The 24,698-nt window shown below is 75.6% G+C and carries 25 protein-coding genes and 1 tRNA gene; 8 read left to right on the top strand and 18 right to left on the bottom strand.

The window, feature by feature from the left end:
• Nucleotides 1–5: 5 nt before the first annotated feature.
• The 5 genes from WAB14_RS07255 to metH form a co-directional block, all read right to left on the bottom strand.
• The gene (locus tag WAB14_RS07255) at nucleotides 6–974 is read right to left on the bottom strand and encodes an ABC transporter permease (RefSeq protein ID WP_340268884.1); all 969 of its coding nucleotides are present in this window, start codon (nucleotides 972–974) and stop codon (nucleotides 6–8) included.
• 1 nt (nucleotide 975) lies between these two features.
• Complete coding sequence (locus WAB14_RS07250) at nucleotides 976–2,010, bottom strand: ABC transporter permease (protein ID WP_340268882.1); 1,035 nt, start codon at nucleotides 2,008–2,010, stop codon at nucleotides 976–978.
• Between the two features lie 49 nt (nucleotides 2,011–2,059).
• Nucleotides 2,060–3,766, bottom strand: a complete 1,707-nt coding sequence (locus WAB14_RS07245; protein ID WP_340268880.1) for an ABC transporter substrate-binding protein — start codon at nucleotides 3,764–3,766, stop codon at nucleotides 2,060–2,062.
• A 106-nt stretch (nucleotides 3,767–3,872) separates the two neighbouring features.
• Nucleotides 3,873–4,610, bottom strand: coding sequence for an HAD family hydrolase (locus tag WAB14_RS07240; protein ID WP_340268878.1), 738 nt, complete (start codon nucleotides 4,608–4,610; stop codon nucleotides 3,873–3,875).
• Nucleotides 4,611–4,624: 14 nt separating this feature from the next.
• Complete coding sequence (metH, locus tag WAB14_RS07235; protein WP_340268876.1) at nucleotides 4,625–8,131, bottom strand: methionine synthase; 3,507 nt, start codon at nucleotides 8,129–8,131, stop codon at nucleotides 4,625–4,627.
• A gap of 62 nt (nucleotides 8,132–8,193) precedes the next feature.
• On the opposite strand from metH, the gene WAB14_RS07230 reads away from it, so the two are divergent.
• On the top strand, nucleotides 8,194–9,051 hold the full coding sequence (locus WAB14_RS07230) for a PAC2 family protein (RefSeq protein ID WP_340268874.1): 858 nt from the start codon (nucleotides 8,194–8,196) through the stop codon (nucleotides 9,049–9,051).
• Nucleotides 9,052–9,078: 27 nt separating this feature from the next.
• Here WAB14_RS07230 and mshC read toward each other — a convergent pair whose 3' ends face one another.
• Genes mshC through WAB14_RS07210 form a run of 4 tightly spaced genes read right to left on the bottom strand, consistent with a single transcriptional unit; the run spans nucleotide 9,079 to nucleotide 12,491 of the window.
• Nucleotides 9,079–10,329 (bottom strand): cysteine--1-D-myo-inosityl 2-amino-2-deoxy-alpha-D-glucopyranoside ligase, encoded by a 1,251-nt coding sequence (gene mshC / locus WAB14_RS07225; protein WP_340268872.1) that lies wholly within the window; start codon nucleotides 10,327–10,329, stop codon nucleotides 9,079–9,081.
• A 27-nt stretch (nucleotides 10,330–10,356) separates the two neighbouring features.
• On the bottom strand, nucleotides 10,357–11,190 hold the full coding sequence (locus WAB14_RS07220) for an SCO1664 family protein (RefSeq protein ID WP_340268870.1): 834 nt from the start codon (nucleotides 11,188–11,190) through the stop codon (nucleotides 10,357–10,359).
• On the bottom strand, nucleotides 11,160–11,717 hold the full coding sequence (locus WAB14_RS07215; protein ID WP_340268868.1) for a DUF3090 domain-containing protein: 558 nt from the start codon (nucleotides 11,715–11,717) through the stop codon (nucleotides 11,160–11,162). The genes WAB14_RS07220 and WAB14_RS07215 overlap by 31 nt, the downstream gene beginning before the upstream one ends.
• 9 nt (nucleotides 11,718–11,726) lie before the next feature.
• A complete protein-coding gene (locus tag WAB14_RS07210; RefSeq protein WP_340268866.1) occupies nucleotides 11,727–12,491 on the bottom strand; it encodes an MSMEG_4193 family putative phosphomutase in 765 nt (254 codons plus the stop codon).
• Between the two features lie 44 nt (nucleotides 12,492–12,535).
• On the opposite strand from WAB14_RS07210, the gene WAB14_RS07205 reads away from it, so the two are divergent.
• Nucleotides 12,536–12,994: a DUF1232 domain-containing protein gene (locus WAB14_RS07205; RefSeq protein ID WP_340268864.1), complete on the top strand. Its 459-nt coding sequence runs from the start codon at nucleotides 12,536–12,538 to the stop codon at nucleotides 12,992–12,994.
• Here WAB14_RS07205 and WAB14_RS07200 read toward each other — a convergent pair.
• Both WAB14_RS07200 and WAB14_RS07195 read right to left on the bottom strand, forming a co-directional pair.
• Entirely contained in the window at nucleotides 12,972–13,790 is an 819-nt protein-coding gene (locus WAB14_RS07200) for an undecaprenyl-diphosphate phosphatase (protein WP_340269167.1), read from the bottom strand. The genes WAB14_RS07205 and WAB14_RS07200 overlap by 23 nt on opposite strands.
• Nucleotides 13,790–14,881, bottom strand: coding sequence for an LLM class F420-dependent oxidoreductase (locus WAB14_RS07195; protein ID WP_340268862.1), 1,092 nt, complete (start codon nucleotides 14,879–14,881; stop codon nucleotides 13,790–13,792). Before WAB14_RS07195 ends, WAB14_RS07200 begins: the two co-directional genes overlap by 1 nt.
• A 35-nt stretch (nucleotides 14,882–14,916) precedes the next feature.
• On the opposite strand from WAB14_RS07195, the gene WAB14_RS07190 reads away from it, so the two are divergent.
• A complete protein-coding gene (locus WAB14_RS07190) occupies nucleotides 14,917–15,843 on the top strand; it encodes an aldo/keto reductase (RefSeq protein ID WP_340268860.1) in 927 nt (308 codons plus the stop codon).
• 6 nt (nucleotides 15,844–15,849) lie between these two features.
• On the opposite strand, the gene WAB14_RS07185 is transcribed toward WAB14_RS07190, so the two are convergent.
• Nucleotides 15,850–16,263 (bottom strand): DNA primase, encoded by a 414-nt coding sequence (locus WAB14_RS07185; protein ID WP_340268858.1) that lies wholly within the window; start codon nucleotides 16,261–16,263, stop codon nucleotides 15,850–15,852.
• Nucleotides 16,264–16,366: 103 nt separating this feature from the next.
• On the opposite strand from WAB14_RS07185, the gene WAB14_RS07180 reads away from it, so the two are divergent.
• Nucleotides 16,367–16,570: a DUF5703 family protein gene (locus WAB14_RS07180; RefSeq protein WP_340268856.1), complete on the top strand. Its 204-nt coding sequence runs from the start codon at nucleotides 16,367–16,369 to the stop codon at nucleotides 16,568–16,570.
• Between the two features lie 10 nt (nucleotides 16,571–16,580).
• On the opposite strand, the gene WAB14_RS07175 is transcribed toward WAB14_RS07180, so the two are convergent.
• Both WAB14_RS07175 and WAB14_RS07170 read right to left on the bottom strand, forming a co-directional pair.
• Nucleotides 16,581–17,891 carry a M20/M25/M40 family metallo-hydrolase gene (locus WAB14_RS07175; RefSeq protein WP_340268854.1) on the bottom strand — a complete coding sequence of 437 codons (1,311 nt, stop codon included), beginning with the start codon at nucleotides 17,889–17,891 and terminating at the stop codon, nucleotides 16,581–16,583.
• 34 nt (nucleotides 17,892–17,925) lie between these two features.
• Nucleotides 17,926–18,738, bottom strand: coding sequence for a hypothetical protein (locus WAB14_RS07170; protein WP_340268852.1), 813 nt, complete (start codon nucleotides 18,736–18,738; stop codon nucleotides 17,926–17,928).
• Between the two features lie 176 nt (nucleotides 18,739–18,914).
• Between WAB14_RS07170 and WAB14_RS07165 the strand changes: the two genes are divergently transcribed.
• Nucleotides 18,915–18,998: transfer RNA gene (locus WAB14_RS07165), tRNA-Leu, on the top strand.
• Nucleotides 18,999–19,065: 67 nt separating this feature from the next.
• On the opposite strand, the gene WAB14_RS07160 is transcribed toward WAB14_RS07165, so the two are convergent.
• Nucleotides 19,066–20,673 (bottom strand): glycosyltransferase family 39 protein, encoded by a 1,608-nt coding sequence (locus WAB14_RS07160; protein WP_340268850.1) that lies wholly within the window; start codon nucleotides 20,671–20,673, stop codon nucleotides 19,066–19,068.
• A 114-nt stretch (nucleotides 20,674–20,787) separates the two neighbouring features.
• On the opposite strand from WAB14_RS07160, the gene WAB14_RS07155 reads away from it, so the two are divergent.
• Complete coding sequence (locus tag WAB14_RS07155) at nucleotides 20,788–21,453, top strand: class I SAM-dependent methyltransferase (protein WP_340268848.1); 666 nt, start codon at nucleotides 20,788–20,790, stop codon at nucleotides 21,451–21,453.
• Nucleotides 21,450–21,836, top strand: coding sequence for an SRPBCC family protein (locus WAB14_RS07150; RefSeq protein ID WP_340268846.1), 387 nt, complete (start codon nucleotides 21,450–21,452; stop codon nucleotides 21,834–21,836). Before WAB14_RS07155 ends, WAB14_RS07150 begins: the two co-directional genes overlap by 4 nt.
• Before the next feature lie 18 nt (nucleotides 21,837–21,854).
• Here WAB14_RS07150 and WAB14_RS07145 read toward each other — a convergent pair whose 3' ends face one another.
• Complete coding sequence (locus WAB14_RS07145; RefSeq protein ID WP_340268844.1) at nucleotides 21,855–22,754, bottom strand: LysR family transcriptional regulator; 900 nt, start codon at nucleotides 22,752–22,754, stop codon at nucleotides 21,855–21,857.
• 102 nt (nucleotides 22,755–22,856) lie between these two features.
• Here WAB14_RS07145 and WAB14_RS07140 point away from each other — a divergent pair, with 102 nt between their 5' ends.
• Nucleotides 22,857–23,087, top strand: coding sequence for a hypothetical protein (locus tag WAB14_RS07140; protein WP_340268842.1), 231 nt, complete (start codon nucleotides 22,857–22,859; stop codon nucleotides 23,085–23,087).
• On the opposite strand, the gene WAB14_RS07135 is transcribed toward WAB14_RS07140, so the two are convergent.
• A complete protein-coding gene (locus WAB14_RS07135; protein WP_340268840.1) occupies nucleotides 23,062–23,916 on the bottom strand; it encodes a TrmH family RNA methyltransferase in 855 nt (284 codons plus the stop codon). The two genes, WAB14_RS07140 and WAB14_RS07135, sit on opposite strands and share 26 nt — an antisense overlap.
• Nucleotides 23,913–24,695 carry a sulfite exporter TauE/SafE family protein gene (locus tag WAB14_RS07130; protein WP_340268838.1) on the bottom strand — a complete coding sequence of 261 codons (783 nt, stop codon included), beginning with the start codon at nucleotides 24,693–24,695 and terminating at the stop codon, nucleotides 23,913–23,915. The genes WAB14_RS07135 and WAB14_RS07130 overlap by 4 nt, the downstream gene beginning before the upstream one ends.
• Nucleotides 24,696–24,698: the final 3 nt, after the last annotated feature.

The following is a 24,698-nucleotide window of genomic DNA, read 5'->3' as shown; positions in this document are numbered from 1 at the left end:
ACCCCTCACCTCCGGTACTTGGGGTCGAGGGCCTCGCGCATCGACTCCCCGAGCAGGGTGAAGCCGAGCGCGGCGAGGACGATGGCGAGGCCGGGGAAGAACGCGAGGTGCGGGGCCGAGGCGAGGAAGCGCTGCGTCTCGGCGAGCATGCGGCCCCACTCGGGGATGCGGGGGTCCTCCCCCGACAGGCCGAGGAACGCCAGCGCCGCCGCGTCGATGATCGCGGTGGCCAGGGTGAGGGTCCCCTGGACGATGACGGGCGACAGCGAGTTCGGCAGGACGTGGCGCACGACGACGTCGCGGTCACGGACCCCGAGGCTGCGGACCGCGACGACGTAGTCGCTGCCGCGCTGGGCGAGCATGGCGCCGCGCAGGAGACGCGTGAAGATCGGGACGTTGACGACGGCGATCGCGATCATGACGGACTCGAGCGACGGCCCGAGCACGGCGGCCACGGCGATGGCGAGGAACAGCGACGGCAGGGACAGCATGACGTCGACGAGGCGCATCACGGCGGTGTCGACCCAGCCGCCGAACGCGCCCGCGAGCATGCCGAGGAGGATGCCGACGACCGCCCCGGCCAGGGTGGCGACGACACCGACGAGCAGGGACTGGCGGGCCCCGTAGATGACCCGGCTCAGCTCGTCGCGCCCGAGGCTGTCGAGGCCCATGGGGAACTCGGCGGAGGGACCGGGGATGGTGGTCGGCGTGACGGCACCGACGCGCTCCCCCGGGTCGTAGGGCGCGAGCCACGGCGCGAACACGGCGACGAGGACGAACCCGACGACGAGGACGGCCCCGACGAGGGCGAGCGGGTCCCGCACGACGCGGCGCAGCGCCTCGCGGCCCAGGGACGTGCCCTCGTGGCCGCCGGCCTGGACCGCGGCGGCCTGGGGTGTGTCGACGGACCGCTCGGCGACGGGCCCGGGGTCGCCGGGGTGCTCGGGCTCACGGCGCGGTGCGGGTGCGCTCATGTCAGTGGCCTCCCGAGGGGCTCGCGCTCATCGTCGCCGCGCGGATGCGGGGGTCGATGAGGCCGTAGGCGATGTCGACGAGGAGGTTCGTCACGACGACGATGACGGCGATGACGAGGATGAACCCCTGCACCACCGCGTAGTCGCGGTTGGTGATGGCGTCGACGAGGAACGAGCCGACGCCCGGGAAGGCGAAGACGGTCTCGGTGAGGACCGCGCCGGCGAGCAGCAGGCCGACCTGCAGCCCGATGATCGTGACGACGGGCAGCATGGCGTTGCGCAGGACGTGGCGGCGGTTGACGGTGCTCGCGGCGAGCCCCTTCGCGTCGGCGGTGCGGACGTAGTCCTCGCCGACGACGTCGAGGACGCTCGCCCTCGTGATGCGGGCGATGATCGCGAGCGGGATGGTCGCGAGGGCGACGGCGGGGAGCACGAGGTGGAGGAACGCGTCCCACGCCACGTCGGGGCGGCCCACGAGGAACCCGTCGAGGACGTAGAAGCCGGTCGGGTGGTCGGTGAAGATCCGCGGGTCCTGCCGCCCGGAGTCCGGGAACCAGCCGAGCCGCACGCTGAACGCGTACTTGAGGATGTACCCGAGGACGAAGACGGGGATCGTCACCCCGATGAGGGAGAACAGGACGGCGCCGGAGTCGACCCACGTGAGGTGGCGCCGGGCCGCGACGTAGCCGAGCGCGATGCCGAGGGTGACGGCGATGACGAGGGCGAAGACCGTGAGCTCGATGGTCGCCGGGAACAGCCGCGCGAGCTCCTCGCTCACCGGTCGCCGCGTGGTCGTCGAGACGCCGAGGTCGCCCTGCAGCACCCGGCCCATGTAGGCGGCGTACTGCTCGAGGACGGGGCGGTCGAAGCCGTAGAGCTCGTTGAGACGGGCGACGGCCTCGGGTGTGGCGCGCTCACCGAGCAGGGCCTGCGCCGGTCCGCCCGGCAGGGCCCGCACCCACGCGAAGAGCAGCAGGCTGAGCCCGAGCAGGATCGGCACGAGCAGCAGCAGGCGCCGGACGACGAAACGGAGCACGCCGGTCCCTTCACGACGGAGGTGTCACGGGCAGGGGTGGGTCAGGACGTCACTCGGCCGGCTCGACGGAGACGACGGCGAAGTCCTCGTTCTGCACGGGGCTCGGGACGAAGCCCTCGACCCCGGGCCGGAACGCGAGCGCGGGCTCGGTGCTCGCGTAGGGCAGACCGGGCAGGTCGTCCATGATGATCCGGTTGGCCTCCTGGTAGAGCTCCGCCCGGGCGTCCTCGTCGGTCTCGGCCTCGGCCTGGTTCAGCAGGTCGCGCAGCTCCGGGTTGTCGTAGCCCCACTCCGGGCTCTCCGCCTGGAAGAAGGTGCCGACGAAGTTGTCCGGGTCACCGAAGTCGCCGGTCCAGCCGAGCAGGTACATCGGTGCCCCGCCGGACAGGGCGGCGTCGAGGAAGTCGGGGTTCCACGGCGCGCCGATCGGGTTGACGGTGAAGCCGACGGCCTCGAGGTCCTCCGCGATGAGCTGGAAGTTGGCCGTGGGGTCCGGCATGTACGGCCGGGAGACCTCGGTCGGGTACCAGAAGTCGATCGTGAGGTCCGTGACGCCGGACTCCTCGATGAGCTGCCGGGCGCGCTCGGGGTCGTAGTCGTACGTCGTGACGTCCTCGGCGTAGCCGAACACCGACTCCGGCATGAACTGCGTCGCGACGGTCGACCCCTCGGGGTAGTTCGTCGAGATGATGTTCTCCCGGTCGATCGCGTGGGCGATGGCCTGGCGGATCTGCGGGTTGTCGAGCGGCGGCGTCGTCTGCTGGAAGCCGATGTAGCCGACGTTGAAGGCCGGCCGGCGCAGGATCTGGTAGCCGGCGTCCTCCAGCGCCTGCACGTCGGCGGGGTCGACGAGGTCGTAGCCGTCGATGCCGCCGGACTCCAGCGCCTGCCGACGGGCGGGGCCGTCCGCGATGGGCCGGAAGACGAGGGTCTGGACGATGGCGGGGTCGCCCCAGTAGTCGTCGTTGCGGCTGAGGACGAGCTGGCTCCCGCGCTCCCACGACTCGAACTGGAACGGCCCGGTCCCCGTCGGGTGCTCGGTGCCGTACGTGCCGGTGAACTGCGGCTCCTCGGCGGATCCGCCGATCTCGTCGGCGCCGTACTCCTCGAGCGCGGCGGGGCTCGCGATGGAGAACGCCGGCAGCGACAGCGCCGACAGGAACGTCGACGACGGGCGCGTGAGCGTGATGGTGGCCTCGAGGTCACCGGTCGCCTCGCACGAGGCGTAGAGGCTCTCGGGGAGGGACTCGTCCTCGTTCTCCGCGTAGCCGCCCATGACCGTCTGCCAGTAGTAGGAGACGTTGCCGGACTGCTGGATGCCGGAGAAGTTGTACCAGCGGTCGAAGTTGTAGCAGACCGCCTCGGCGTCGAACGGCTCGCCGTCGTGGAAGGTGACGCCCTCGCGGAGCTGGAAGGTCCACTCGAGGCCGTCGTCGCTCGCCTCCCACTCGGTGGCGAGCTGCGGGACGATCTCCGTGCCCCCGGGCTCGGTGGTGACGAGCCCCTCGAAGATCGAGCGGACGACGCGCAGCGACTCGCCGTCGCTCACGTAGGCGCCGTCGATGACGACGGGGTCGGCGGACGCGCCGAAGACGAGGACCTCCTCGCCGCCGCCCTCCCCGCCGCCGGCCTCGCCGGAGGCGTCGTCGGTGCTCGTGCCGCTGTCGCCGGCGCAGGCGGCGAGGACGAGGGCCGCGGCGACGCCGACGGCCCCCAGTCGCGTGGCGCGCACGGCGCGCCGGGTGGTGGACCGCATGGGACTCCCCTGGATAGCGCGGGACCTCGGTCGGCCCCGAAGACGGACGACGGTGAACCTAACCCCGCCGCGCCCCGCAACGACGCACGTCGGCGTCACATTTGCGTCACGAAACGACGACGCCCGCCGGGTCCGCGTCGTCGATCGTGCGGCCGGCGGCCACGTGCGCGAGATCGGCCAGCCCTATCCGGCGGAGGTCCCGGACGCGGCTGCGCCCCGGCGCGTCGTCGAGCGGCACGTGGAGCGGCACGGCCACGACCCGGCAGCCGGCGGCCTCGGCCGAGGCCACGCCGGGCACGGAGTCCTCGAGGGCGACGCACCGGGAAGGGTCGACACCCAGGCGCGCGGCGGCGGTGAGGAACGGCTCGGGGTGGGGCTTGCCGTGGACGACGGCGTCACCGGTGACGACGGTCGTGAACGTACCGGGCGGCAGCGCGTCGACGACGGCCCCCGCGAGGTCGGCGTACGACATCGTGACGAGCGCCGCGGGCACACCGGCCGCGACGCACTCCTCGAGGAGCTCGCGGGCGCCGGGCCGGAACGGCGGCGCGCTCCGGACGGCCGCGACCATCCGCACGAGCAGGGCGTCGACGACCTGCTGGGGGGACAGGCGGATGCCCGTGCGCTCGACGATCGTCCGGCCGCTCACGATCAGGGGGTTCCCGACGAGGGAGAGCCCGTCCTCGAGGGTCCACCTGCCGCCGTGCTCCGTGACGAGGTCGGTCTCGGCGCGCAGCCACAGCGGCTCGGTGTCGACGAGGGTGCCGTCCATGTCCCACAGGACGGCGGCCGGCAGCGGCGGGGAGGTCGAGGAGGCGGCCGAACCGGCGGTCGAGGACGTCACGTGGGCCGAGCCTGTCAGGTCGCGTTGAAGTACTTCGCCTCGGGGTGGTGCACGACGATCGCGTCCGTCGACTGCTCCGGGTGCAGCTGGAGCTCCTCGGACAGCTCCACCCCGATGCGGTCCGGGCGCAGCAGCCGGACGAGGTCGCGGCGGTGCTCGAGGTCGGGGCAGGCGGGGTAGCCGAAGGAGTAGCGCGAGCCGCGGTAGCCCTGGTCGAGGATGCCCTGGAGGTCGCCCGCGTCGTCCCCGGCGAGGCCGAGCTCCTCCCGGACCCGGGCGTGCCACCGTTCCGCGAGGGCCTCCGTCAGCTGGACCGACAGCCCGTGGAGCTCGAGGTAGTCGCGGTAGGCGTCCTTCGCGAACAGCTCGGCCGTCGCGTCCGCGACGCGGGGGCCCATCGTGACGAGCTGGACGCCGAGGACGTCGGCGCGGCCGTGCTCGGCCACCCACGCCCGGTCCTTGTGGAAGTCGGCGAGGCACAGCCGGCGGTCCCGGCGCTGGCGGGGGAAGCGCCAGCGGACCACGACCTCGTCGAGGGCGTCGCCCTCGTGGCCGGCGAGCACGCACAGGTCGTCGCCGTCGGCGGCGACCGGGAGGTAGCCGTACACGACGCCGGCCTCGAGCAGCCCCTCGGTGCGGACCCGGTCGAGCCAGGCCCGCAGCCGCGGCCGGCCCTCGGTCTCGACGAGCTCCTCGTAGGACGGCCCGCCGTCGGCGCGCGAGCCGCGCAGCCCCCACTGGCCGAGGAAGGTCGCCCGCTCGTCGAGGTAGCCGACGTAGTCCGCGACGGGGATGCCCTTGACCACGCGGGTGCCCCAGAACGGCGGGGTGGGGACGGTGACCTCGGGGTCGACGTCGCTGCGCGGGGCCCGCTCGCCCTCCGGCACGGGCTCGACGGCGCCCGGACGGGGCCGCACGCGGCGGGGGCGCGGTGCGGGCAGGGCGTCGCGCTCGCCCCGCTTCACCTGCATGACGGCGTCCATGAGGCGCAGGCCCTCGAAGGCGTCGCGGGCGTAGCGGACCTCGCCCTCGTAGACCTCGGCGAGGTCGTTCTCCACGTAGGCCCGCGTGAGGGCCGCCCCGCCGAGCAGCACGGGCAGGTCGGCGGCGATGCCCCGCGCGTTGATCTCCTCGAGGTTCTCCCGCATGACGACGGTGCTCTTGACGAGGAGCCCCGACATGCCGAGCACGTCGGCGCGGTGCTCCTGGGCCGCGCGGAGCATCTCCGCGACGGGCTGCTTGATGCCGAGGTTGACGACCGTGTAGCCGTTGTTCGTGAGGATGATGTCGACGAGGTTCTTGCCGATGTCGTGGACGTCGCCCTTGACCGTCGCGAGCACGATGGTGCCGCGCCCGGAGTCGTCGGTCCGCTCGATGTGCGGCTCGAGGTGCGCGACGGCGGCCTTCATCACCTCGGCGCTCGTGAGGACGAACGGCAGCTGCATCTCGCCCTTGCCGAACAGCTCCCCGACGACCTTCATCCCGGCGAGGAGGTGGTCGTTGATGATGTCGAGCGCGGCACGGCCCTGGGCGATCGCCTCGTCGAGGTCGGCCTCGAGCCCGTTCCGCTCACCCTCGACGATCCGCTGCGCGAGCCGCTCCCCCAGCGGCAGCTGCAGGAGCGCCGCGGCCCGCTCGGCGCGCTGGTCCGCGGCGCTCACGCCCTCGAACAGCTCGAGGTAGCGCTCGAGCGGGTCGTAGCCGGGCCGGCGCCGGTCGTGGACGAGGTCGAGGGCGACCTCGAGCTGCTCGGCGGGGATGCGGCTCAGCGGCAGGATGCGCGACGGGTGGACGATCGCGGAGCTGAGCCCGGCCTTGACGGCCTCGTGGAGGAACACGGAGTTGAGGACGGCGCGGGCGGCCGGGTTGAGGCCGAACGACACGTTCGACACGCCGAGGGTCGTCTGCACCGAGGGGTGGCGCTGGGTGAGGGCGCGGATGGCCTCGAGGGTCTCCAGCCCGTCGCGTCGCGTCTCCTCCTGCCCCGTCGCGATCGGGAAGGTGAGGGTGTCGACGACGACGTCCTCCTCGCGCATCCCCCACCGGTCGGTGAGGTCGGCGAGGAGCCGCTCGGCGACGGCGACCTTGTGCTCGGCGGTGCGCGCCTGGCCGGTCTCGTCGATCGTGAGGGCGACGACGGCGGCGCCGTGCTCGACGACGGCGCGCATGGTCCGCTCGAAGCGGCTGCCGGGACCGTCGCCGTCCTCGTAGTTCACGCTGTTGACGACGCAGCGCCCGCCCGTGAGCTCGAGCGCGCGCTCGACGACCTCGGGCTCGGTCGAGTCGACGACGAGGGGCAGCGTGCTCGCGGTCGCGAGCCGCCCCACGACCTCGACGGCGTCGGCGACGCCGTCGCGCCCGACGTAGTCGACGCAGACGTCGAGCAGGTGGGCGCCGTCGCGGGTCTGGCCGCGCGCGATGTCGACGACGTCGTCCCAGCGCGCCTCGAGCATCGCCTCGCGGAACGCCTTGGAGCCGTTGGCGTTCGTGCGCTCCCCGATCGACAGGTAGCTGACGTCCTGCCGGAACGGGACGTGCGTGTAGAGGCTCGCGACCCCCGGCTCCGGTCGCGGTCGCCGTCGCGCCGGCCGGCGGCCCCCCACCCGGTCGACGACGGCGGCGACGTGCTCGGGCGTGGTGCCGCAGCAGCCGCCGACGAGCGCGACCCCGAGCTCGCCGGTGAACAGCTCGTGGGCGTCGGCGAGCTCGCCCGGTGCGAGCGGGTAGCGGGCCCCGTCGGCGGCGAGGACGGGCAGCCCGGCGTTCGGCATGACGGACAGGCCCGCGTCGGCGTGGCGGGACAGGTGCCGCACGTGCTCGCCCATCTCCGCGGGTCCGGTCGCGCAGTTGAGTCCGACGCCGTCGACCCGCAGCCCCCGCAGGACGGTGAGGGCAGCGGGGGTCTCGCTGCCGAGCAGCATCGTGCCGGTCGTCTCGACGGTGACCTGGACGTACACCGGCACGCGCAGCCCGAGCGCCGCCATCGCGCGGCGGGCGCCGACGACGGCCGCCTTCGCCTGGAGCAGGTCCTGGACCGTCTCGACGAGGACGAGGTCGACACCGCCCTCGAGCAGGCCACGGGCCTGCTGCTCGTAGCCGTCGCGGAGGGCGGCGAAGGTCGTGTGCCCGAGGCTCGGCAGGCGGGTGCCCGGCCCGACCGACCCGATGACCCAGCGCGGCCGACCCGGCGTGCTCCACGCGTCGGCGGCGTGCCGGGCGATGCGGGCCCCTGCGAGGGACAGCTCGTGGACCCGGTCCTCGATGCCGTACTCCCCGAGGTTGCCGAGGTTGGCGCCGAACGTGTTCGTCTCGATGCAGTCCGCGCCGGCCTCGAGGTACGCGTCGTGGACGCCCCGCACGATGTCGGGCCGGTTGACGTTGAGGACCTCGTTGCAGCCGTCGTGGCCGTCCATGTCGTCCAGCGACGGCGCGGCCGCCTGGAGCATCGTGCCCATCGCACCGTCGGCGACGACGACCCGCTCGGCGAGCGCGGCCACGAGCGAGGTGGCGCCGGAGGTCATGCCGGGGAGTCTAGGTGCGTACGCTGGCGAGCCCGTCGCCCAGAGCCCGGCAGGAGGTGCCCATGCCCGACGTCGACCCCGCGGTCGGTGGAGGCGGTCCCGGTGGCCCGGAGGAGTCCCCGCTGCTCGTCGCGGCCTTCCGCGGCTGGAACGACGCCGCCGACAGCGCGAGCGACGCGGTGAGCCACCTCGTCGAGGCGTGGGGCGCGGAGGTCGTCGCCGAGCTCGACCCGGAGCCGTACTACGACTTCCAGGTCAACCGCCCCGAGGCGGTGGTCCTGGAGGACGGCTCGCGGGGGCTGGAGTGGCCCGGCACCCGCGTGCTGCGCGCGCGGGTCCGCGAGCGCACGGTCCTCCTCGTCGACGGCACGGAGCCCTCGACCCGGTGGCGCTCCTTCGCCCGCGAGCTGCTCGACGTCGCCCGGGGCCACGGGGTCCAGCGCCTCGTGACGCTCGCCGCGCTCCTCACCGACGTGCCGCACACCCGGCCGATCCCCGTGAGCGCGACGGTGCAGGACCCGGCCCTGGCCGAGGCGTGGGGCCTCGACGTGTCGACGTACGAGGGTCCCACCGGCATCGTCGGCGTGCTCCAGCACGAGGCCGCGGCGAGCGGGCTGCCCGGGGTGTCGCTGTGGGCGGCGGTCCCCCACTACGTCGCGCAGCCGCCGAACCCGAAGTCGACGCTCGCGCTGCTGGGGCGCCTCGAGGACCTCACGGGCCTGTCGAGCCCCGTGTCGGAGCTGCGGGAGGAGGCCGACGCGTGGCAGCGGGGCGTCGACGAGCTCGCGCAGGAGGACGAGGAGATCGCCGAGTACGTCGCCCAGCTCGAGGAGGCGCGCGACACCGCCGACCTGCCCGAGGCCAGCGGCGAGGCGATCGCGCGCGAGTTCGAGCGCTACCTGCGCCGCCGCGACCGCTGAGCGGGCCGCGACCTCACCGGCGCCGCGCTACAGCCGCACGCCGAGGAGCCCGTCCGCCGCCCGCGCGACGAGCCCCGGCGCGCCGAGCTCGACCGGGCCCTCGCCCCGCTCCTGCCGCTCGCACCACGCGTCGACGGCCCGCAGCGCCGCGGGGGCGTCGAGGTCGTCGGCGAGGGCGTCGCGCACCGCGGCGAGGGTCGAGTCGGCCTCGGGGCCGCCCTCGTGCGACACGGCGGCCCGCCACCGGTCGAGCCGGGCGACGGCGCGCCCGGCGTCCGCGTCCTCCCACGTCCAGTCCTCGCGGTAGTGGTGGGCCAGCAGGGCGAGCCGCACCGCGGCGGCGGGGACACCTGTCGCGACGAGTCGGTGGACGAACTCGAGGTTCCCCTTCGACTTGCTCATCTTCTCCCCGTGCAGCCCGACCATGCCGGCGTGCGCGTAGGAGTGCGCGTACGGGCGGATCCCGAGCGCGTGGGCGTGGGACGCGCCCATCTCGTGGTGGGGGAAGACGAGGTCGCTGCCGCCGCCCTGGACGTGGACGGGCGCCAGCCGGTTCGTCGCGATGGCGACGCACTCGACGTGCCAGCCCGGTCGGCCCGGCGGGAGCCCGTCGACGTGCCACGACGGCTCGCCGGGGCGCGCGCCGCGCCACAGCAGCGGGTCGAGCGGGTCCTTCTTGCCCTCGCGGTCGGGGTCGCCGCCGCGCTCCGCGGAGAGAGCGAGCATCCGCTCGCGGTCCAGCCCGGACACGGCCCCGAAGTCGACGTCGGCGCCGACGTCGAAGTAGACGTCGGCCGGTGCGGCCGGGTCGTCCGGCTGCGGCACCCGGTAGCCGGCACCCGCCTCCTCCAGCCGTCGCACGAGCGCGCCCACCTCGTCGACGACCTCCGTGACACCCACGAGCGCGTCGGGCGGGAGGACGGCCAGGGCGGCCATGTCGTCGCGGTACACGTCGAGCTGGCTCTCGGCGAGCTCCTGCCAGTCCACCCCCGTCTGCGCGGCGCGCTCGAGGAGGGGGTCGTCGACGTCGGTGACGTTCTGCACGTACGTGACGTCGAGGCCGGCGTCGAGCCACGACCGGACGAGCAGGTCGAAGGCGACGTACGTGGCGGCGTGGCCGAGGTGCGCGGCGTCGTAGGGGGTGATGCCGCACACGTAGAGCCCGGCCCGCCCCGCCGTCACGGGGGCCGCCGCGCGTCCGGTCGCGGTGTCGTGGAGCCGGACGGGCCGGCCGGTGCCGGGCAGGGCGGGACGGGACGGCGGCGGCCAGGACCTCACGACCGACCAGCCTACGAGGCGCCCGCCTCAGAACGCGGGCCAGGGGATGGCGGGCCAGCGCCCGCCCGGTCCCGGCATCTCCCCGGACTCCAGCAGGGCGCAGGCGCGCTCGAGGGTCGCGGCCACCTCCTCGTCGCGCAGGTGCGTCGCCAGGGAGTCGCCCAGCGCCCCGCCGAGCCGGCCGAGGAGCTGCTCGACCGCGACCCGGTCCTCGCCCGCGAGCGGTTCCCCCGCCCAGCCCCACAGGACGGTCCGCAGCTTGTCCTCCACGTGGAACGTCAGCCCGTGGTCGACACCCCGGACACCGCCGTCGAGGGCGTGGAGCACGTGGCCGCCCTTGCGGTCGGCGTTGTTGACGACGACGTCGAGCACCGCCGTGCGCCGCAGCCCGGGCACGTCGGCGTGGCACAGCAGGACCGGCTCGCCCGCGACCCCCTCGGCCTCGAGGACCGTCCACCAGCCCTCCGGCACGGCGTCCGGGGCGACGACGTCGACGAGCGCGTCGTCCTCGCGCTCCTCGACCCACAGCTGGATGCTGCCCCGGCCGAACGGCGCCTCCTCGCGCATGACCGTGAGCGGCACGGTGCCCCAGCCGAGCGCCTCGGACACGAGGTGGGTGGCGACCTCCCGGTCGGCGAGGGTGCCGTGCGGGAAGTCCCACAGCGGCCGCTCGCCGCGGACCGGCTTGTACACGGCGCGGGCGACGGCGCCGTCGAGGGCGACCTCGACGAGCAGCGTGGCGTTGGACGCCGAGACGATGCGACCCAGCACGCTGACCTCGCCGTGGCGCAGCAGCTGCTCCGGCGAGGGCCCCTCCCCCGGTGCGCTCGTCAGCGCCGGTACCCGTTGGCGCGGGGGCACACGTGGCCGCCCGGGTCGAGCGGGTCGCCGCAGAACGGGCAGGACGGCCTGCCCGCCTGGACGACGGCCTCGGCGCGCACGACGAAGGCGCGGGCCGCGGCGCCGTCGAGGGCGACCCGGAGCATCCCGAGGCTGGGGTCGGCCTCGACCGCCTCCGTCGGGTCGCTCACGCCCTCGGCCTCCGTGATCTGGAGGGCCTCGATGACGACCCGCTCGCGCTCGGAGTCCCACGCGAGGCTCATGACCCCCACGCGGAAGTCCTCCTCGATGGGCGCCTGCAGCGGCTCGGTGTCGACGCTGCCCTCGGGTGCGAGGGCCGGCACGGCCGCGGCGCCGCCGCTGCGGGACAGCACGAGGTCGAGGAGCTCCTCGATGCGCTGCGCGAGGACCTGCACCTGCTGCTTCTCCACGGCGACGGAGGTGACCCGGCCGGGGTCGACCGCCTGCAGGAAGAACGTGCGCTGACCGGGCTCGCCCACGGTCCCGACGACGAATCGCCGGGGACCGTCGTAGTCGTAGACAGGCACGGAACGACCCTAGCCCGACCGTCCGGGCGCGGCCGGGTCGGCTCCGGCGCCGCTGCCGGCGCCCCCGCCGACCACGGCGTCGCTGCTCGCCGCGGCGCGCCGACCCCGCCGCCGCCTCGGCGGCACGAGGCCGTCCGTCGGGGCGCCGGTGTCGTTGCTGCGCAGGACGAACGGGCGTGTGGCGGTGTACCGCACGACGCTGAGGGACGCAGGGTCGACGACGACGCGCTGGAACGCGTCGAGGTGCATCCCGAGCGCGTCGGCGAGGACCGCCTTGATGACGTCCCCGTGGCTCACCGCCACCCACACCGCCGCGTCGCCGTGCTCGGCCCGGACGCGCGCGTCGGTCTCGCGGACGGCGTCGAGGGCACGCGCCTGGACGTCCCGCAGGCTCTCACCGCCGGGGAACACCGCCGCCGACGGGTGCTGCTGGACCACCGCCCAGTGGGGCTCCTTCGCGAGGTCGCGCAGCGAGCGGCCGGTCCACTCGCCGTAGTCGCACTCGCTGAGCCGGTCCTCGACGACGACGGCGGGGCGGTGGCGGTGCCGTCCCCTGGGGCCGTCGACGGCGCGCAGCGCCTCCGCGGTCGCGACGCAGCGTTCGAGCGGGCTCGACACGACCGCGACGACGGGGACGGGCGCGAGACGCTCCGCGAGGGCCTGCACCTGCTGCCGGCCGGTGTCGTCGAGGGTGACCCCGGGGGTGCGGCCGGCGAGGATCCCGGACGTGTTGGCGCTGCTGCGCCCGTGGCGCACGAGCAGGAGCGTGGGCACCGCCCGAGCGTACGGGGAGGGGTCCGGCGCGCGAGGATGGGTCCGTGCCGGGCGCAGCGGAGGCGACGGGGTGGGGGCTGGTCGCCGCCCTCGTCGTCACCCTGCTCGCCGCGCTGCTCGTCGCGGCGCTCGTCGGCTGGGCGCTCCTCGCCGTCGTCCTGTGGCGGAGCGGCGCGGCCCGTCCCGACCTCGCCGCCGTCGTCCGGCTGCTGCCCGACGTCGTGCGGCTCATCGGGCGGCTCGCGCGGGACCGGTCGCTGCCGCGTCGCGTCCGGCTGCTCCTGTGGCTGCTCGTCGGCTACCTCGCCTCCCCCGTCGACCTCGTCCCGGACGTCGTCCCGGTCCTCGGTGCGCTCGACGACGTCCTCGCCGTGCTGCTCGTGCTGCGGGCCGTCGTGCGTGCCGCGGGACCGCCCGCGCTGCAGCGGCACTGGCCCGGCACGCCGGAGGGCATGGCGGCGCTGGGCGCCGTGGTCGGGCTCAGGCCTGCAGGGCCCCGGTGAGCAGCAGGACGTAGATGAGCGCCGCGAGCCCGATGCGGTAGGCGACGAAGAGGCCGAAGCCGCGGGAGGAGATCCAGCGGAGGAACCAGTGGATCGCGACGAGCGCGACGCCGAGCGCGACGACGGTCGCGAGCAGCGTCGGCCCCCACGCGACGGGGGTGCCCTCCTCCCCGATCTGCTGCAGCTCGTAGAGGCCGGAGCCGAACACGGCGGGGATGGCGAGGAGGAAGGAGTACCGGGCGGCGGCGGCGCGCGTGTACCCGAGCAGGAGCCCGGCGGTGATGGTCCCGCCGGAGCGCGACACCCCGGGGACGAGCGCGAGGGCCTGGGCGAGCCCGAACAGGATGCCGTCGCGCCACGACAGCTCGGTGAGCGGCTTGGCGTCGGCGGCACGCCGGTCGGCCCACCACAGGACGAGGGCGAACACCCACAGCGTCGTCGCGACGAGCCACAGGCTGCGCGCCTCGTCGCGGATGAGGTCCTGGAGGAGGAAGCCGAGCACGCCGATGGGCACGGACCCGACGATGATGAGCCACCCCGTGCGGGCGTCGGGGTCGTCGCGCGGCACCCGGCCGACGAGCGACAGCGACCACGACCGCACGATCCGCCAGATGTCCCGCGCGAAGTACAGGACGACCGCGGTCTCGGTGCCGAGCTGCGTGACGGCGGTGAAGGAGGCGCCCGGGTCGGTCCCGAGGAGACCGCCGACGACCCGCAGGTGGGCGCTGGAGGAGATCGGCAGGAACTCGGTGAGCCCCTGGACGACCCCGAGCAGCAGCGCCTCGAGGTAGCCGATCACGCGGCCCGGCCCGACGCCTCGAGGGCCGCCGCTGCGCCGCGCAGCATGGCGAGGCGGGTCCCGAGGTCCGGGGCGAAGGGGGTGACGTTGACGGTCGTGACGCCGGCGTCGGCGAGGGCGGCGAGACGCTCCGCGACCCGGGCGCGCGGGCCGAGGAGGCTGGTGGCGTCGACGAGCTCGGTCGGCACCGCGGCCGCCGCCTCGCGCGGGCGGCGGTCGAGGTAGAGCTCCTGGACCTGCTCGGCCGCGGCGTCGTAGCCCATCCGGCGCGCCAGCGCGTTGTAGAAGTTCTGCTGCCGGCTCCCCATGCCGCCGACGTAGAGCGCGACGTACCCGCGGACGGGGTCGGCGGCGGCTGCCACGGCGTCGTCGCCGCGCTCACCGGCGCCGTCGGGTGTGAGGACGAGCGGCAGGGTCGCGGACACGTCGAAGCCGGCGAGGCCGTCGTGCCCCGCGGCGCGGCGGCCCTCCTCGATCCGCGCGAGGGAGTCCCCGACGTGCCCGGGGCTGACGAAGAGCCCGAGCCAGCCGTCGGCGAGCTCCCCGGTGAGCCGGAGGTTCCGCGGGCCCAGGGAGGCGAGGTAGAGCGGCACGTGCTCCCGCACGGGCGTGACGGTGAGCCGCAGCGCCTTGCCCGGCCCGTCGGGCAGCGGCAGCGTGAGGTGCCGACCCTCGTAGGCGACGGGCCGGCGCGCCAGGGCGAGGCGGACGACGTCGACGTACTCGCGGGTGCGGCCGAGGGCGTCGTCGAAGCGGACCCCGTGCCAGCCCTCCGACACCTGCGGCCCCGACACCCCGAGCCCGAGGCGGAACCGGCCCTGCGACAGGGTGTCGAGGGTGGCGGCGGTCATGGCGGTCATCGCGGGGGTGCGGGCGGGGATCTGCATGACGGCGCTGCCGACGCCGATCCGCTCGGTCTGCGCCGCCACCCACGCCATGACGGTCGGCGCGTCGGAGCCGTAGGCCTCCGCGACCCACACGACGTCGTAGCCGAGCCGGTCGGCCTCCTGCGCGAGCACGAGGTTGGAGGCGTCGTCACCGGTCCCCCAGTAGCCGAGGTTGAGCCCTAGCCGCAGTCCAGACCGCACGCGGGCACCCTAGGGGACGGCCCTAGGGTGCAGGCGTGGAGCACAGGGCGGTCGGGGCGAGCGGCCTCAGCGTGTCGGCGCTGTCGGTGGGGACGCTCCACTGGGGGGCCGACACCGACGAGCACGAGGCCCGCGAGATCCTCGAGGTGCTCCTCGAGGCGGGCGGGACCACGCTCGACACGACCGCCGGCATCGGTGTCGGCGAGGAGGTGCTCGGTCGCCTCCTCGGCGACGTCGTCGCGCGCGAGCACGTGCGGGTCGTCGCGAAGGCGGGCGTGGACGGCGAGCTCGTCGCGCCGCGGGTCGACCCCTCCCGGGGCCGCCTCATGGCCTCCCTCGACCGCACGCTGCGTCGGCTCGGGACGGACCACGTCGACCTGTGGCTCGTGCAGGCGTGGAGCCGCCACGTGCCGCTGGAGGAGACGCTGTCGGCGCTGGAGTGGGCACAGCGCAGCGGTCGCGCCCGCTACACCGGGGTGAGCAACTACTCCGGCTGGCAGACGGCCCGCGCGGCGACCCTCGCGCCCGAGCTGGTCGCGACGAGCGTCGAGTGGTCGCTGGTGGCGCGCGGCCCCGAGCGGGAGGTCGCGCCGGCGGCCGCGGCGCTCGGGCTCGGCGTGCTCGCGTGGGCGCCGCTCGGCCGCGGCGTCCTCACCGGCAAGTACCGGGGCGGCACCCCGGCCGACTCCCGTGCCGCGGCCGCGCACCTCAGCGGCTTCGTCGCCCCGCACCTGACGGCTCGTGCGCGCCGGGTGGTCGAGGGCCTCGTGACCGCGGCGGACGGCCTGGGCTGCTCGCCGCAGGAGCTCGCGCTGGCGTGGCTGCTCGGCCACGACGTGGTCGCGAGCGCCGTCACCGGCCCCCGGACCGCCGCGCAGCTGCGGGGCACGCTGGGAGCGGTCGGCCTGCCGGTGCCGGAGGAGATCGTCGCGGTGCTCGACGAGGTGTCCGACCAGGCCTGAGCCCGGTCAGAGCCGGCGGGCCGCGTCCGCCTCGTCGAGGTCGTCCTCGTCGAGGTCGTCGTCGAGGTCGTCCTCCTCGTCGTCCTCGAGGTCGTCCTCGTCGTCCTCCGCTTCGTCCTCCTCGTCGTCGAGGTCGTCGTCGAGGTCGTCCTCGTCGTCGAGGTCGTCGTCCTCGTCGCCCTCGTCGTCCTCGTCGTCCTCGTCGTCGCCCTCGTCGTCCTCGTCCGTGAGGTCGAACGGCGTGACCTCGTCGAAGGCGTCGAACAGCGCGTCGTCGTACGCGACGAAGGCGGCGGCGAGCTCGTCGTAGGCGGCGACGACCGTCGGGTCCAGCTCGGAGCGCCGGGAGGCCGCGGCCTCGAAGTGCCGCTGCAGGGCCGCGACGAACTGGTCGAGGGCGGCGCGCGCGTCGGACGACATGAGCAGACCGTAGCGCCGGGCGGCTCCTCGACGTCAGCGGGGCGCGTGTCGGACCCGGCAGGTCGTCCACACCGGGGCCGGTGCCGTGTGCACAATCGTCGTGATGACGACGCTCACCCGCACCCCGCAGTTCCAGTACCGGGTCCTCGTGGTCGGCCGCGGGGTGGACCGCGCCGCCGTCCGGCAGCAGCTGACGGACGAGGCCGAGTACGGCAAGTGGGAGCTCGCGCGCACGCGCGTCTACGTCGGCGGGGCCCGGAAGATGTGGCTGCGCCGACGGGTGATGCGGGTGGAGCGGACGATCTGAGGACGGTCCCTCAGCAGGTCGTGAGGAAACGACCGAGGGTCCGCGCCCCGAACCGCAGGGCGTCCACGGGCACCCGCTCGTCGGTGCCGTGGAACAGCGCGGCGAACTCGAAGCCGTCGGGCAGGCGGAGCGGGGCGAAGCCGAACCCCCGGATACCGAGCCGGTCGAAGTGCTTGTTGTCCGTCCCGCCCGACAGGCAGTACGGCAGGACGGTGCTGCCCGGGTCCTCCGCCTGCAGCGCCGCGGTCATCGCGTCGACGAGGCTCCCGTCGGCCGACGTCTCCAGGGCCCGGTCGTGGTGGACGACCTCGACCGCGACGTCCTCCCCGGCGAGCTCGCGGACCGTCCGCAGGACCGTCTCCTCCTGACCAGGCAGGAAGCGGCAGTCGACGAGCGCGCTCGCCCGGCCGGGCACGACGTTGTGCTTGTAGCCGGCGTCGAGGACGGTCGGCGTCGCCGTGTTCTGCGTCGTCGCGCGGACCCACCGCGCGGTCGTGCCGAGCGCGGCCTCGAGGGCCTCGGGGTCGTCGAGGGGCAGCTGCCGTCCCGTGAGCCCGGCCCAGCCCTCGGCGAAGGCTCGGACCGCGTCCGGCGGCTCGAAGGGCCACCGGTGCCCGCCGATCCGGGCGACGGCCGCCGCCAGCCGGGAGACGGCGTTCTCGTCGTGCACCTGCGAGCCGTGCCCGGGGCGGCCGGTCGCGACGAGCCGGAGCCAGAGGATGCCCTTCTCCGCGGTCTGCAGGAGGTACGCGCGGGTGCCGTCGACGTCGAGGGAGAACCCGCCGACCTCGCTGACGGCCTCGGTGACCCCGTCGAACAGCTCGCGGCGGGTCTCGACGAGGTGACGGGCCCCCTTCATGCCGCCCGCCTCCTCGTCGGCGAGGAACGCGAGGACGACGTCGCGGGCCGGGCGCTCGCCGCGGCGGGTCATGGCGAGGACGTTGGCGAGGACCATCGCGTCCATGTCCTTCATGTCGACGGCGCCGCGCCCCCACAGCTCGCCGTCGACGACCTCGCCGCTGAAGGGGTGGACGCGCCAGTCCTCGGCGACCGCGGGGACGACGTCGAGGTGGCCGTGGAGCAGCAGCGCCGGCCGGGACGGGTCCGCGCCGGCCCACCGGGCGACGACGCTCGCCCGCCCGGGCTCGCTCTCGACGAGCTCCGGCTCGAGACCGGCGTCGGTGAGGAGCCCGGCGACGTGCTCGGCCGCTTTCCGCTCCCCCGGCCCGGAGCCGTCGCCGTAGTTCGAGGTGTCGATCCGCAGCAGGTCCGCGCACAGCGGTGTGACGAGGTCCTCGGCGGTCGGCGGGGTCGTCGTCATGCGCGCCACCCTAGGGACCGCGGGAGCGCGGGGCTCAGCGGGTGCGGGCGTTCACGGTGCGCCTCAGCTCGTCACGGGCGTCGGCGACCGTCTGCGCCGCGTCCGGCAGACCCGGCTGCTCGACCCCGCTCGCCCGCAGGGAGACCTCGGTGTCGACGGCGTCGCGCAGCCGCAGCAGCGCCTCGCTGAGGGCGTTGAGGTCGTCGGTGCGCTGGGGCTTCTTCTCGTCGTTCGCCGCGGCCCACACCCGCCGGTCGAGGTCGTCGAAGCGGCGCTGGCCGTCCTGCCAGCGGGTGACGAGCTGCTGGGGGTCGAGCGAGCGGTCCTGGACGGCGGGCACGACCCGCTCGTCGAGCCAGCGCGCCTCGCCCGTCAGCTCGTGCCACAGCGCGGCCCACTGCAGCTCCTGCTGCTTGAGCCGGCGCAGGACGACGGTCGCCGCCACGAGCGCGAGGACGAGGAGGACGAGCACGACCCACACCCACCCGGGGATGCCGTCGACGACGTCGGCGACGAGGCCCGGCTCCTCGCTGGCGGTGGGTGCCGGCACCGCGGACGCCGTGTCCTCCGGCGCGGGTGTCGGGGCGGCGCTCGGTGCCGGGGCCGCCTGCCCGTCGTCGGTCGGGGCGGGCGCGACCGTCTCCGCCGGGGGCGCGGCGGTGTCCTCGCCGTCGCCGGGCAGGCCGGGCAGCTCGGTCGGGAGGTCGCTCGGCAGGACCGTGGGGATGCCGATGTCCGTCGGCAGCTCGGTCGGGAGGCCGGGGGTGCCGCCGGGCAGCCCGCCGCAGCCACCGGACGCCGCCAGCGTGGTCGCCGCGACGACCAGCACGAGCCTTCTCGGGACCATCTGCTCGCCTCGCCTCCCCGGGGCACCACCGCCCCGACCGTGTGCCTCGCCGGCTGCCTAGCCAACCCCACCCTGCCGCACGCGTCCGGGACCTGCAGGTGTGCCCGGTGTTTCGCGTGCGTGCTATGTTTCCGCTCGCGCTCACGGGCCGCTCGGCGGCGGTGGGCAGCACCTCTGTCCGGGTGGCGGAATTGGCAGACGCGCTAGCTTGAGGTGCTAGTCCCCGAAAGGGGGTGGGGGTTCAAGTCCCCCCTCGGACACACACCACGGTGAGGCCCCGGGCTCCTGCCCGGGGCCTCACCGCGTTGCAGGGCCGTGTGCCCGCGGTCAGCCGCCGAGCCGGCGGCAGGGGTGGCAGAAGGTCGACAGGCCGACGTACCGGAAGTCCCGCCACGCCTCGGTCCAGGACCGGCGCAGCCCGTCGCACACGACGACCGCCGTGCCCTGCTCCTCGTTCGGCACGCCGGTCCCGGAGTCGAGCCGGCCGACGGGCTCGCAGCGCCGGAACGTCCGGTCGAGGACGTCGAGGAGGACGGCGTCGCCCCCGCCGGCCCGGTCCGGGTCCTGGACGAGCACCACCGCGGTGCGGGCGGCGGCGGGTGGCGGCCCGGCGGCGTGCAGCGCGTTGTGGCCGGAGTACACCGGCGGCAGGTCGAGCGCCGGTCCGTACCGGTCGAGCGCCCCCGCCTCGCCGTAGTTCTCCGTCAGCACCACGGCGTGCGCCCGCTGCTCCGGCGGCAGCGTGTCGACGACGTCGGCGACCTGCTGCGCGTAGCGCGGCCACCCGACCTGGTCGCCCACGGCGGGGTTGAGCGCCGGCACGCCGGACCCGGCGAGCAGCGGCACCGGCAGCAGCGGCAGGGCGACGACCGCCGACGTCGCGACGTTGACCGTGAGCAGCCGGGTGAGGCGCCGCCCACGCAGCCACGGCAGGAGCCGCGGGAGGGGGTCGTCGGCGAGCACGACCGCCCCGGCGCCCCACAGCACGAGGAGGAAGCCGGTCGTGTAGTAGAACTGCCCGCCCACCGCGAGGAGCAGCGCGAGCGCGAGCACGTACGCGGGCGCGAGGGCCCGCACCGGACGCCAGCGCGGCAGGCGACACAGCGCGACGAGCCCGGCCCCCCACACCAGGGCCCCGGGTGGGCCGAGCACGAGGAGCTGGCCGGGTACGACGAGCCAGCGCGCCGAGCCGCCGGTGAGCGAGCCGGCCATGTCGAGCTGCGGCAGACCCGCGAGGAGCTGGTACGCGACCGTCGGGGAGCCGACGGCGAGGGCGGTGAGCGCCCCCAGCCACGGCCAGCGGGTCGCGAGGGTGCCCCGCGGCCCGGCGAGCAGCAGCCCCGCCGCCAGGGACGCCAGCAGCAGGACGACGAGCAGCTTGTTGGCGAGAGCGACGCCGGCGACGGCCCCGGCGACGACCCACCACCCGGGTCGTCGGCGCAGCTGGGCCCGCGCGACGAGCAGCGCGACGAGCACCCACAGCGGCCAGTCGGTGGACGCGGTGAGGAGCACGTGCCCGCTGATGAGCGGCGAGGCGGAGACCGCCCCGAGGGCGGCGACGACCTGCGCGCGCCCGGACCCGCCGAGCTCGCGGGCCAGGAGCGCGAGCAGGACGGCGAGCCCGCCGGCCGCGAGGGCAGCGGGGACCCGCATCGCCCACACGCTGTCGCCCAGCAGGGCGGTCGCGGCGCGGGCGACGAGGGGGGTGAACGGTGGTTGGTCGACGTAGCCCCACGCCGGGCGCTGGGCGAGCAGCCGGAAGTACAGCTCGTCCCGGTGGTAGCCGTAGCGGCCCGCCAGCGCGAGGAGGGCGGCGACGAGGAGGACCGGCACGGCACCCGCGGCCCATCCCGACAGCCGGTGCCGGCGCAGCGGGGACTGCCCCTCCGCCTGCGACGCCGACCCGGGCAGGGAGTCACGGGCGGTGAGGGTCACCCGCGACCGGTACCCGGCAGCCCGGACCGCACACCCCGCCGTCCGACGCCCGCTCCCGTCGCCCCGTCAGGGGTCGGTCGGCCGTCGCAGGGCGCCGTGCGCCACCATGGGCGGATGCGGTCGGGTGAGAGGACGGGGCCGACGGCCCCACCGTCCGCTGCCACGGACCGCTGGGACGCGCTCGCCGCGGTGTACCGCGTGCAGGAGCCGCTCGAGGCCCGCAGCCTCGCGGTCCTCCTCGACGCCCTGACGGTGCGGGCGGAGGAGGCCGTGCTCGACGTCGGCACCGGCACCGGGGCCGTCCCGCGCGCCCTCGCGCGGCGGGGCCGCCCCGCGGAGGCCACGACGGTCGCCGTCGACAGCAGCCCGCGGATGCTCGCGCTCGCGGCCCGCGTGGCCGGGGTCGAGACGCGACAGGGCGACGCGACCGGGCTGCCCGTCCCGACAGGGTCCGTCGACGTCGCCACGGCGGCCTGGCTCCTCCACGTCCTCCCGGCCCCCGACCGGGTGCGGGCGGTGGCCGAGCTCGTGCGCGTGCTGCGCCCCGGCGGGCGCCTGGGGCTCGTCGTGCCCGCGGCGCCGCGCAGCCCCGGGCAGCGTCTCCTCCGGGCCGCGGCGCTGCGGGCCGCGGGCGGGCTCGGCGCGTTCCGCGTACCGGAGGACCTGCCGGCGCTGCTCGCCGACCACGGCCTCCGCGTGCGCCGGCACCGACGCACGGGGCTCGGCTACCTCGCCGACGTCGTGGTCTGCACGCGTGAGCCCGGCAGGGGCGTCGGGTGAGACCGGCCCGGGCGAGGGCGCGGGGCCCGGTCCCGCCGCACGAGGCGTGGCAGCGCTACGCCCGCCCCGAGCGCTGGCCGGAGTGGTCGCCGCAGGTGCGCGGGGTCGAGGCCGACTGCGACGTCCTCGCCGCGGGCGCCGCCGGGAGGGTGCACAGCCTCTTCGGGACCGAGGTCCGCTTCGTCGTCCTCGACGTCGACCACGCCGCGATGACGTGGACGTGGCGGGTGCGGGCCGGTCTGCTCGGCATGGTGCTGGAGCACCGGCTGCTCCCCACCGACGACGGCGGGACGCTCGCGGAGGTCCTCATCCACGCGCCGTGGCCCGTCGCCCGGCTCTACCGGGTCCCCGCGACCGTGGCCCTGTACCGGCTCGTCCACTGAGGGGAGCCGGCCGGCGGCTCACCCGAAGGCGACGGCCACGTGGCCCCGGCGGGCGACGTCCGCCACGTGGTCGAGGAAGAGGCGGGCCGAGGGCAGCAGCGAGCCGTCCTCCCGCCACGCCAGGCCGACGTCCCGCGTGGCACCGAGGTCGGTGAGCGGCAGCACCTCCGCGCGACCGTCGAGCGCCGAGGCGGGGACCAGCGCGACCCCGGCGCCCGCCGACACGAGCCCCTGCACGGTCGCGAGGTCGCTCACCTCGAAGCGGACGTCCCACTCCTCCGCGCCCTCGGGGCGCGCCCGGGCGAGGAGCGCGTCGCACAGGTCACGGAACGGCGAGGGTGCCGCCAGCAGGACCAGGGGCTCCCCCAGGACCGACGCGAGACCGACGCGCCCCGCCCCGGCGAGCCGGTGGGCGGCCGGCACCGCGAGCAGCACCGGCTCGGTGAGCAGCCGCTGCCAGCGGTGGGACGAGCCCGCGGGGCGGGCGCTCACGAGCGCGACGTCGACGTCGGGCCCGGTCGCGGGCTGCCCCGGTCCGGCGGGCTCGAGGACGAGCCGCACGCGGGGATGACGCTCCCCGAAGCCGCGGAGGAGCTGGGGCAGGAGCCACGCCCCGAGTGAGCGCTCGAAGCGGACGTGGACGGTGCCGCTCTCGGGGTCGGCGAGGGCGGCGACCGCCGCGAGGCCGTCGTCGAGCTCGTGGAGCGCGGCGTCGACGTGCCGCTTGAGGACGGCGCCGGCGCGCGTCATGCGCAGCGTCCGACCGGTCCGCACGAGCAGCCGCTCCCCCACCTCGCGCTCGAGCCGGGCGAGCGCGCGGGACACGCCGGGCTGGGAGACGTGCTCGGCGGCGGCGACGTCGGTGACGAGCGCGCCGTCGGCGACCTGCTGGAACCAGCGGAGCGCGTCGACGTCCATCACATGACTCTAGTGCATGGGTCACTGCTCTACGTGTCATTGGACGTATAGCGGCTGTTCAGCGCACCATTGAGCCACCGTCGACCACCGAAGGAGCGCACCATGACGACCCTGACCCTCGACCGCCTGCCCCGCCCCCTCACCGGCCTCGGGACGCGGCTGCGTGAGACCCTCGCCCAGCGCGCCGAGGAGCGTCGCCTCGTCGCCGAGCTCGCCGGCTACATGAGCGCGTCGGCCCGCGAGGACCTGCTCGCCGCCGTCGACCGCGCCGAGGCGCAGGGCACCGACGTCTCCTACACCCGCTGGCTCATGTCGCGGGCCGGGGTCGCCTGACCCCACCGTCCGGTCGCGTGGCCCAGAACGCGACGGCGGCCGCGGCGGCGACGTTGAGGGAGTCCACACCTCCCGCCATCGGGATGCGCACCACCCGGTCCACGGCGGCGACGGTCGCCGGGCGCAGGCCGTCGCCCTCGGTGCCGAGCAGCCACGCGAGCCGCTCCGGGGCCGCCCCGGCGAACGCGTCGAGGTCCTCGGCGCGCTCGTCGAGCGCGAGCGCGGCGGTCGTGAAGCCGAGCCGTCGCAGGACCTCGAGCCCGCCGGGCCAGGGCTCGACCCGGGTCCACGGGACCTGGAAGACCGTGCCCATCGACACGCGGACGCTGCGCCGGTAGAGCGGGTCCGCGCAGCGGGGCGTCACGAGAACGGCGTCCACGCCGAGCGCTGCCGCGCCGCGGAACACCGCGCCCACGTTCGTGTGGTCGACGACGTCCTCCAGCACCGCCACGCGTCGCGCCCCGGCGACGACGTCGGCGACGGGACGCAGGGCGGGACGGTGGACCGACGCCAGCGCGCCCCGGTGCAGGTGGAAGCCCGTGATCGCCTCGAGCAGCGCTTCCTCGGCGACGAGGACGGGCGCAGCCTGCGCGGCCGCGGCCGCGAGCACGTCGTCGATCTCCGGGAGCCAGCGCGGCGCCACGAGGACCGAGCGCAGCCGGTGGCCCGCCCGCAGCGCCCGGCGGATCACCTGCGTGCTCTCGGCCATGAACAGGCCCTCGGTGGGCTCCCTCACCGTGCGGAGCCGGACGTCGGTGAGCGAGGTGTAGTCCCGCAGGCGCGGGTCGTCGAGGTCCTCGACGCGCGTGACGCGCGGGTCGTCGCTCACGGCAGCACGAGCGCGACGATGGCGACGACCCCGACCACGACGATGACGCCGCGCAGCACGAGCGGCGGCAGCCGGCGTCCGACCCGCCCGCCGACCAGGCCGCCGAGCAGCGCCCCCGCGGCCACGGCGCCGACCAGGGGCCACACGACCTCCTGGGGCGCCACCACGACGAAGACGACGGCGGCGACGAGGTTGACCACCCCCGCCAGCACGTTCTTCAGGGCGTTGATGCGCTGGACGTCGTCGTCGACGACCGCCCCGAGCGCGCCGATGAGCAGGACGCCCTGCGCGGCCCCGAAGTAGCCGCCGTACACGCCCGTGAGCGCCGTCACGGGCACGGCGGCCGCGAGGTGGTCGTGGTGCACGGTCGTGGTGCCCCGCGCCGCCGCGGCGCGCCCGCGGCTGCGCCGCACCCAGCCCTGCAGCCGGGGCTGGAGCAGCACGAGGACGAGGGCGAGGCCGATGAGGGCCGGCACGACGGCGGCGAACACCGACTCCGGCAGCACGAGCAGGAGCAGGGCCCCGGTCACGCCCCCGACGACGCTCGCCGGCACGAGCACCGCGACCCGGCGCCGCTGGCCCCTCAGCTCCCGCCGGTACCCCCACGCGCCGGCGAACGACCCCGGCACGAGACCGAGGTTGTTCGTGATGTTCGCGCTCACCGGTGGCAGGCCGAGGGCGAGGAGGACGGGGAAGGAGAGGAGGGTGCCGCTGCCGACGACGGCGTTGATGAACCCGGCCGCCGCGCCGGCGAGCGCGGCCAGCAGCAGGTCGAGCACGAG

The organism is Aquipuribacter nitratireducens, assembly GCF_037860835.1.
Classification (GTDB): Bacteria; Actinomycetota; Actinomycetes; order Actinomycetales; family JBBAYJ01; genus Aquipuribacter; species Aquipuribacter nitratireducens.
The sequence above is the reverse complement of the archived record's forward strand: the minus strand, read 5'-3'. Positions and strand labels throughout refer to the sequence as shown.

Bases quoted from the DNA above. Each gene is read 5' to 3' on its own strand.
- WAB14_RS07255 (WP_340268884.1), bottom strand. From the start codon at position 974: ATGAGCGCACCCGCACCGCGCCGTGAGCCCGAGCACCCCGGCGACCCC.
- WAB14_RS07245 (WP_340268880.1), bottom strand. From the start codon at position 3,766: ATGCGGTCCACCACCCGGCGCGCCGTGCGCGCCACGCGACTGGGGGCC.
- metH (WP_340268876.1), bottom strand. From the start codon at position 8,131: ATGACCTCCGGCGCCACCTCGCTCGTGGCCGCGCTCGCCGAGCGGGTC.
- WAB14_RS07230 (WP_340268874.1), top strand. From the start codon at position 8,194: ATGCCCGACGTCGACCCCGCGGTCGGTGGAGGCGGTCCCGGTGGCCCG.
- WAB14_RS07185 (WP_340268858.1), bottom strand. From the start codon at position 16,263: ATGTCGTCCGACGCGCGCGCCGCCCTCGACCAGTTCGTCGCGGCCCTG.
- WAB14_RS07180 (WP_340268856.1), top strand. From the start codon at position 16,367: ATGACGACGCTCACCCGCACCCCGCAGTTCCAGTACCGGGTCCTCGTG.
- WAB14_RS07175 (WP_340268854.1), bottom strand. From the start codon at position 17,891: ATGACGACGACCCCGCCGACCGCCGAGGACCTCGTCACACCGCTGTGC.
- WAB14_RS07170 (WP_340268852.1), bottom strand. From the start codon at position 18,738: ATGGTCCCGAGAAGGCTCGTGCTGGTCGTCGCGGCGACCACGCTGGCG.
- WAB14_RS07155 (WP_340268848.1), top strand. From the start codon at position 20,788: ATGCGGTCGGGTGAGAGGACGGGGCCGACGGCCCCACCGTCCGCTGCC.
- WAB14_RS07145 (WP_340268844.1), bottom strand. From the start codon at position 22,754: ATGGACGTCGACGCGCTCCGCTGGTTCCAGCAGGTCGCCGACGGCGCG.
- WAB14_RS07140 (WP_340268842.1), top strand. From the start codon at position 22,857: ATGACGACCCTGACCCTCGACCGCCTGCCCCGCCCCCTCACCGGCCTC.